Source organism: Robiginitalea sp., from assembly GCF_049588695.1.
Lineage (GTDB): Bacteria > Bacteroidota > Bacteroidia > Flavobacteriales > Flavobacteriaceae > Robiginitalea.
Window position 1 is genome coordinate 1 of the sequence record NZ_JBAVZJ010000108.1, and the last position, 7,466, is coordinate 7,466.

The 7,466-nt window shown below is 50.7% G+C and carries 5 protein-coding genes; 3 read left to right on the forward strand and 2 right to left on the reverse strand.

Annotated features, from left to right (window positions below; translation table 11 throughout):
• The first annotated feature begins 66 nt into the window (after positions 1–66).
• Both gyrA and WBV75_RS02340 read left to right on the forward strand, forming a co-directional pair.
• A complete protein-coding gene (gene gyrA / locus WBV75_RS02335; RefSeq protein ID WP_424119048.1) occupies positions 67–2,616 on the forward strand; it encodes a DNA gyrase subunit A in 2,550 nt (849 codons plus the stop codon).
• 34 nt (positions 2,617–2,650) lie between these two features.
• Positions 2,651–3,913 (forward strand): tetratricopeptide repeat protein, encoded by a 1,263-nt coding sequence (locus tag WBV75_RS02340; protein ID WP_424119049.1) that lies wholly within the window; start codon positions 2,651–2,653, stop codon positions 3,911–3,913.
• Between the two features lie 59 nt (positions 3,914–3,972).
• Here WBV75_RS02340 and WBV75_RS02345 read toward each other — a convergent pair whose 3' ends face one another.
• Entirely contained in the window at positions 3,973–4,725 is a 753-nt protein-coding gene (locus WBV75_RS02345) for an NlpC/P60 family protein (protein WP_424119050.1), read from the reverse strand.
• 16 nt (positions 4,726–4,741) lie between these two features.
• Positions 4,742–5,920, reverse strand: a complete 1,179-nt coding sequence (locus WBV75_RS02350; protein ID WP_424119051.1) for an acetyl-CoA C-acyltransferase — start codon at positions 5,918–5,920, stop codon at positions 4,742–4,744.
• Positions 5,921–6,028: 108 nt separating this feature from the next.
• Here WBV75_RS02350 and WBV75_RS02355 point away from each other — a divergent pair.
• The coding region (locus WBV75_RS02355; RefSeq protein WP_424119052.1) for a phosphohydrolase at positions 6,029–7,466 on the forward strand (1,438 nt) is incomplete at its 3' end.

Sequence of the window (7,466 nt, forward strand, 5' to 3'; positions counted from 1 at the left end):
GAAAAGGCCGTTTTTCCGTATATTGGCATGATTTTTTAACCTCAGGAACAGAAAGAAAGTTGCATTATGGCGGAAGGAGAAAAATTGATCCCCATTAACATAGAAGATGAGATGAAATCGGCCTACATCGATTATTCGATGTCGGTCATTGTGTCACGTGCCCTGCCAGATGTTCGGGATGGCCTGAAACCGGTGCACCGCAGGGTGCTCTACGGGATGCACGAACTCGGGGTTCGCTCGACGAGTGCGCACAAAAAATCTGCTCGGATCGTGGGGGAGGTGCTCGGTAAATACCACCCTCATGGAGATACTTCGGTTTACGATACGATGGTTCGGATGGCCCAGGACTGGAGCCTGAGATATATGTTGGTGGACGGACAGGGGAATTTTGGTTCCATCGATGGCGATAGCCCTGCCGCAATGCGATATACCGAGGCGCGGATGAGGCGAATTGCCGACGAGATGCTCGCGGATATCGACAAGGAAACAGTAGATCACCAACTGAATTTTGACGATTCCCTGCAGGAGCCGACCGTATTGCCAACACGTATCCCCAACCTTCTCATTAACGGTGCCTCCGGGATCGCTGTGGGGATGGCGACCAATATGCCCCCTCACAACCTCTCCGAAGTTGTGGACGGGACCATCGCATACATAGACAACCGGGATATTGAAATTGATGAACTGATCACGCATATAAAAGCACCCGACTTCCCAACCGGGGGGATTATTTACGGGTATGAAGGCGTAAAAGAAGCCTTCCACACCGGCCGGGGCCGGGTGGTAATGCGGGCCAAGGCGACTTTTGAAGAAGTTCAGGGCAAGGAGTGTATAGTGGTTACCGAGATTCCATATCAGGTGAACAAGGCCGATATGATCAAAAAGACGGTAGACCTGATCAACGATAAAAAAGTCGAGGGCATTTCTGCCATCCGGGATGAGTCCAACCGGAAGGGAATGCGGGTGGTTTACGTACTCAAAAGGGACGCCATTCCAAATATTGTACTCAATACCTTATATAAGTACTCGGCATTACAGTCTTCCTTTAGTGTTAACAATATCGCCCTTGTAGGCGGACGGCCGCAGTTGCTGAACCTCAAAGAGATGATTACCCATTTTGTGGATCATCGCCACGAGGTGGTAACCCGGCGTTCCCAATACGAATTGCGGAAAGCCGAAGAACGGGCCCACATCCTCGAAGGGCTTATCATTGCCTCGGACAATATCGACGAGGTTATTGCCATCATAAGAGGTTCTGCCAATGCTGAAGAGGCCCGCTCCAAACTGATCAAACGCTTTGAGCTCTCGGAAATCCAGGCCCGTGCCATCGTGGAGATGCGCCTGCGCCAACTCACAGGGCTGGAGCAGGATAAACTCAGGAGCGAATATGAAGATGTCCTTGCCACTATTGAGGATTTGAAGGATATCCTCGCCCGGGAAGAGCGGCGGATGGATATCATCAAAGCCGAGCTCCTCGAGGTCAAGGAGCGCTATGGGGATACCCGTCGCTCCGAGATCAACTACGTGGGAGGAAGCCTTAGTATTGAAGATATGATTCCGGACGAGCAGGTAGTGATCACCATTTCTCACGCCGGATATATTAAAAGGACTCCTTTGGCCCAGTATAAGACCCAGAATCGCGGGGGAGTGGGGCAAAAAGCATCCGCCACCCGAAACGAGGACTTCCTGGAACACCTCTTTGTGGGGACAAACCATCAATATATGCTGTTCTTTACCCAGCAGGGCCAGTGTTACTGGTTGCGGGTATATGAAATTCCGGAAGGTACCCGAACCTCCAAGGGAAGGGCTATCCAGAACCTGATCAATATAGCCACGGAAGATAAGGTGAAGGCCTTTATATGTACCCGGGATCTCAAAGACGAGGATTACTTCAACAGCCATTATGTAATTATGGCCACCAAAAAAGGGGTCGTGAAAAAAACACCCCTGGAACAGTATTCGCGCCCGCGGCAGAACGGTATCATTGCCATTAATATCCGGGAGGGAGATGAGCTGCTCGAAGCCAAGCTCACTACGGGTACTTCCGAAATTTTCCTGGGCCTGAAATCCGGAAAAGCCATTCGCTTTGAAGAGAGTAAAACCCGCCCTATGGGCAGGAATGCTTCCGGTGTACGGGGAATTACCCTGGCCAGCGATGATGACGAAGTGATCGGGATGTTGTCCGTCCACAATTTTGACGAAGACATCCTCGTGGTGTCGGAAAACGGGTACGGAAAACGTTCCAGCATTGAGGATTACCGGATCACCAACCGGGGTGGCAAAGGTGTTAAAACCATTTCCATTACTGACAAAACCGGTGGCCTTGTCGCTATCAAGAATGTTTCGGATTCTGACGACCTGATGATCATCAACAAATCGGGGATCGCAATCCGGATGAGTGTTGAGGATCTTCGCACTATGGGACGGGCAACTCAGGGCGTTCGCCTGATCAACCTCAAGGATTCGGATTCCATCGCGGCCGTAGCCAAGGTGATGAAAGACGAAGAGGATCTGGACGATACGGATATCCTGAATATGGACGTGGAAACCGAAGATGGCACGTCTCTTGATAATGAGGGTAGTGGGGATGATCCGAATACCCCCGAAACTACGTAGATATACAAACACTAACTAGATTAAATACTTCTTCATGAAAACCAACATGTTAATTATGGCGGCCATGCTTATAGGATTGGCCGGTTTTGCACAAAAATCAGAAATTAAAGCAGCCGAAAAGGCTATGAAAAGCGGCGATGCCGCTTCGGCCAAGGCAAGCCTGGAGAGTGCTGCCGGTGCTATAGCCGGCGCCGACGAGCGCACTCAGGCCCATTATTATTTCTTAAGGGGCCAGGTGTATTCAGACCTGGCAAAAAAGGGAGATATATCTGCATTCGGGGAGTCTGTGGATTCTTATAAAAAAGTCCTCAGTGTGGAAGAAGCCAGTGGGAAGGTTAAATACACCGGAGATGCGCAGGTTCAAATGTCTTCCGTAGCGAATGACCTGGTCAACGCGGCGGTAGAGGACAATAAGGAACAGAAGTTCAAAGAAGCTGCCGAAAAATTATATATGGCGTACGAACTGAGCCCTCAGGATACAGTTTACCTGTATTACGCGGCCAGTAGTGCAGTAAATGGTGGGGATTACGAAATGTCTCTTGACTATTATGAAGAGTTGAGGGATGTCGGGTACGACGGAAGTCAGATGGAGTACCGTGCGACAAATGTGGAAACGGGAGAAGTTGAGGTGATGCAAAAGACACAGCGGGACCTGATGGTAAAATCCGGAACCTACTCTAACCCAGTCGATGAAAAAACGGAATCCAAGCGTGCGGAAATCGTGCGGAATATTGCTCTTATACACACCCAGTTGGGCAACAACGATGAAGCCCTTGCGGCTTATAAGGCTGCCCGGGCGGATAATCCCGACGATGTTAACCTGGTGCTGAACGAGGCCAACCTGTACTACCAGTTAGGGGATAAGGATAAGTTTAAGGAGTTGATGGCTGAGGCGGCCCGAATGGCCCCTGACAATCCCGATCTGCACTATAACATTGGGGTTATCAATTATGAGCAGGGCGATTTAGAAGGAGCCCGGGCGTCCTATCGAAAGGCGATTGAGGTGAACCCAGGCTATGTGAATGCCCAGTTAAACCTTTCCACAACCTATGTTGACGAGGGGAATGCTCTTATCGACGATATGAACGCATTGGGTACCTCTCGTGACGACCTCGCCAAATACGATGCACTCAAAGCCAAAAAAGACGATCTTTTTAAGGAAGGCGCAGTCGTTTTAGAAGATGCACTGAAGATCAATCCGGGCAACGAAGCTATCCTATCTCAATTGAAGAACATCTATGGTGCTCTGGGGGATAATGAGAACTTTATGCGGATTAAGGGTCTGTTGGGGGAATAAATGCCTTCACAATTCTGAACAAATGAATAAAGCCCTGCAATTGCGGGGCTTTATTTTTATCACAAAACTTTGACGATTACCCGGAGGGGATGAGTGTAGAGACGTTTTTCTGTATTAAAGATCCCCGTATGGTCCAGGCGGTCAATACGGACCTTTCCGCTACTGTGAATGACGTAATTGTCTCGCATAATAAGCCCGACGTGGTTGATCACTCCGTCAGGCCCGTCAAAAAAGGCCAGATCCCCGGGTTCGCTCTCTTCAATAAAACTAAGGGGGCTGCCCTGAGCGGCCTGTTCGGGGGCAATGCGATTGAGCATGACCCCAGCGGTGCGGTACACCATTTGAGAAAGGCCGTCCGCGTCAATACCAAATGGGGAACGTCCGCCTTTGACCTCGGGACTGTTTAAATAGAGCAGGGCTGTATCGATAAGGGTGTCTTTTCCACTTTCCGGTTTGAAAACATCCCCTTCATGAGTATGGGAAAGGGTTGCAGCCGCATGTACGCCGGATCCTACAGGAATAGGCATTAGCATACCTTCCTGCGTACAAATATGGGAGATCAGATCCGAGGCAAACCGCATGGCTTCGGGAGCGCAAAGGGCTTCGTATTCGGAGCCTTCCAGTATTTGGATCTGGAGATTGCGGACCCAGCCCTCACTTTGGCCCGAAGCGGTACGTATGCGGCTCCAGTGTTTCCTGGTTTCCGGTATCTTAAAGACTTCGCCGTAGAGGAGTTGGGTTATCCAGCCCGAAGCCTCATCCGCGCTCTGATGCACAGGGACCATGCTCAAAGGGCAGATACCGTATTCCATCCGTTAGATTCTGGGGTTATTTGTAGGATTCCAGGACCATGGCTGACGCGCCCCCACCTCCGTTGCATATGGCCGCGGCTCCGTAACGGGCGTTGTTTTGTTTCAGTATATTGATCAGGGTCACCAGGATACGGGCTCCGGAGCACCCCAGGGGATGTCCGAGGGAAACGGCTCCCCCGTTTACGTTTACATTGGCATCGCTCAGTCCGAGTATCTTGATATTGGCCAGGCCTACCACGCTGAAGGCTTCGTTGAATTCAAAAAAGTCGATTTCGTCCTGTGTCACACCTGCTTTGGCCAGGGCCAATGGCAGGGCTTTGGCAGGAGCCGTGGTAAACCATTTGGGCTCCTGGGCTGCGTCCGCATAAGACCGGATCGTGGCCAGGGGCTGCAGTCCGAGCTCCTTCGCCTTATCGGCACTCATCAGGACCAGGGCGGCCGCACCGTCGTTAATCGTAGATGCGTTTGCTGCGGTTACCGTTCCTTCTTTGGTAAAGGCCGCTCGCAATTGCGGGATTTTATCCATTTTCACATTCCGATACTCCTCGTCTTCTTTTACGACAACCGGTTCCCCCCGTCGCTGGGGTACAGCGACCGGGATCACTTCATCTTCAAATTTCCCGTCTGCCCAGGCTTTGGCAGAACGTTCATAGGATTGTACGGCAAAAGCGTCCTGATCTTCCCGGCTGAACTCGTATTCCAGGGCACAGGCATCTGCGCAAACCCCCATGGCCTGTTGGTCGTATGCATCCACAAGCCCGTCTTTCTGCATGCCGTCAATCAGGGTTTCAGGACCGAATTTCTTGCCGTTTCTCAGGTGCAGGTAATGCGGGATAAGGCTCATGTTCTCCATGCCCCCGGCGACCATGATATCCCGGTCTCCAAGGGCTATGGCTTGAGCGGCCTGCATAACAGCTTTCATTCCCGAGGCACAAACCTTATTTATGGTAGTACAGGGAACGGTATCCGGTATACCTGCCCCGATGGCGGCCTGGCGCGCCGGGGCCTGTCCGGAACCCGCCTGAACCACATGGCCCATAAGTACTTCTTCTACCTTTGAAACTTCCAGCCCGATTTTGTCCAGCGCTGCCTTGATGGCCGTAGCCCCGAGGACGGGGGCCGGCACGGAGGAAAGGGCACCCATAAAACTGCCGATGGGGGTACGCACTGCGGAAACGATTACAACCTCTTTCATTTACATCGTATTTGTGACGCGAAATTAATAAATTAAAACGGATGCCTTTTCCCTTGTTGTCAAAAACCCCCGGGGATTTTCCTATTTTTGAACCCAATTCACTGAAAGATGTCTAACCGCCTGGATTCCCTCTACCGATCCCAATCCGAGATCTACAAATACATCCTGTATTTTGCGAGTGTTGCCTGTATCGTTTTTTTCTTTCCCAGAGGAGGCCAGTTCAAATACGAATTCCAAAAAGGGAAACCCTGGCAGTACGAAAATCTCTATGCCCCCTTTGATTTTTCCATTCGCAAAACCCAGGCGGATATCGAGGCTGAACAAAATGCGATTCAAAAGGACCAGGTCCCGTACTACCGGTTTGATACTTCCGTAGCGGAGCGCGCCTTTAACTCCTACGAAACCCTGTTCCCCGAAGTTTTTAAGGAGGACGATTTCTCCACCAGGGGTTACAATTATATGCTCAGGACCGGAGTGCAAATCCTGGACAGTATATACGCCACCGGGGTTGCCAGGGCTGAAGAACACCCTTCCCAAAAGGATATCTACCTGGTACGCAACAACGAGGCGCGCAGATTGCCCGGGGTAATGGTGCACTATGCGGATTCCCTGGAGTCCGTTATCCGGGATATAGCCGGAAGGCAGGGCCTTGACAGGTATTCCGAAGATTATGTAAACCTCATTACCCGGGTGGTGCAGCCGAATGTAAGTTCGGACCGGGAACTCACCGAAAAGGAGATTCAAAACAAACTGGCGAACATTTCAACTACCCGTGGGAACGTGGATGAGGGTAAGCTGATTATTGCCAAGGGGGAGGTGGTGGAGTCCGAAAACCTCAAAATCCTGGAGTCGCTCAAATCCGAATACGAATCGGAATTGTGGTCGGCCAGTAACTCCTATTTTATACTTGCGGGGTATACGATACTGGTGGCCCTGGTACTGATGATGCTCTTGTTGTTTCTGAAGAAATACCGCCCCGAGGTGTATCGCAACAACGTCAATGTCACCTTTATTTTCTTCAATATCCTGGTGGTCGTTTTCCTGACTACCCTGGTCGTTAAATACAATGCCGGACTGGTCTACGTAGTCCCCCTGTGTATACTTCCGCTGATCCTGAAAACCTTTTTTGACGCCCGCCTGGGGTTGTTTGTGCATGTGCTGACCGTTCTGATCCTCGGCTTTGTGGTGCCCAATAGCTTTGAGTATATCTTCCTGCAAATTGTGGCCGGTATCGTGACCATCCTTACGATTTCGGAACTGTATAAACGGGCCAATTTGTTTATATCCGTCGGGCAGATTACCCTGATCTATATCATCGGCTATTTTGCCTTTCACATCATCCACGAAGGGAACCTGGAGAATGTGGTATGGTTGAATTTTGGGTTCTTCCTGCTCAACGGGATGATCACCCTATTCGCCCAGCCCCTGATCTACATTTACGAAAAGATGTTCGGCATGGTCTCCGACGTGTCCCTGTTGGAGCTGTCGGACACCAATTCGAAATTGCTAAAGGAGCTTTCCAATAAGGCTGCGGGCACCTTTAACC